The 768-nt window shown below is 76.2% G+C and carries 1 protein-coding gene; it reads left to right on the forward strand.

Features of this window, described 5'->3' with window-relative positions; all coding sequences use genetic code 11:
• Positions 1-644: SCO7613 C-terminal domain-containing membrane protein (locus tag D474_RS32330; protein ID WP_017614877.1), on the forward strand; the 644-nt coding region annotated here is incomplete at its 5' end.
• Positions 645-768 lie beyond the last annotated feature (124 nt).

Raw genomic sequence — 768 nt, forward strand, 5'->3', positions numbered from 1 at the left:
CCCTGTGGGCCGTCGCCGCGCTCGCTCTGGCCATCGCCTTCGGGGTGCGCGGGGAACTCGTCGCGCTCGGGCTCGCGTGCCTGGGTTTGGTGTCCCTGTGCACTGCCGTGCGCCCCGACCGGCGACCCTTGGCGCTCGGCGGGACCGCGCTGATGCTCGCGGCACTGTGGACCGCGCTCGCCTCCTGGGACGTCACGGTCCCCGAGGCCTACACCGCACCTCCGGCACTGGCCGCGATCGTCGTGGGCCGGGAGTGGAGCCGCCGCGCTGACCGCAGCTCCGTGCCCTCCAGCTGGCTCGCGCACAGCGGCGGACTCCTGTTGCTGCTGGCGCCGTCCACGGTGCTCGCCGTGGTGCAGGACGAGCCGGTGCTGCGGATCCTCGCGGTCGTGGCCGCCGGGCTCGCGGTCACCCTGTGGGGGTTGCGCTCCCGCCTCCGGGCGCCGCTGGTCATCGGGGGTGCGGCGCTGCTGGCGGTGTCGGTGCGCGCGTTCGGGCCGCCGTTCATGGACCTGCTCGTGGAGCTGCCCAACTGGCTCCCGTTCGCGGTCGTCGGCGCGGTCCTGCTCGCGGTCGGCGCGCGGTACGAGGCGAGCCTGCGCGGGCTGCGGACCCTGCGGCGCGCCTACTCCGCGATGCAGTGACACCCGGCCGGCTCGGTCCGGCCGGGGGCCTCGAGGTACTCGACGCCGACCGCCGACCGAAGCCCCGGGCGCAGGGTTCCGCGCCCGGGGCTGCGGCTTCGTGGCGAAGCCGCCTGCCGAGGAG

This window comes from Nocardiopsis salina YIM 90010 (assembly GCF_000341025.1).
Classification (GTDB): Bacteria; Actinomycetota; Actinomycetes; order Streptosporangiales; family Streptosporangiaceae; genus Nocardiopsis; species Nocardiopsis salina.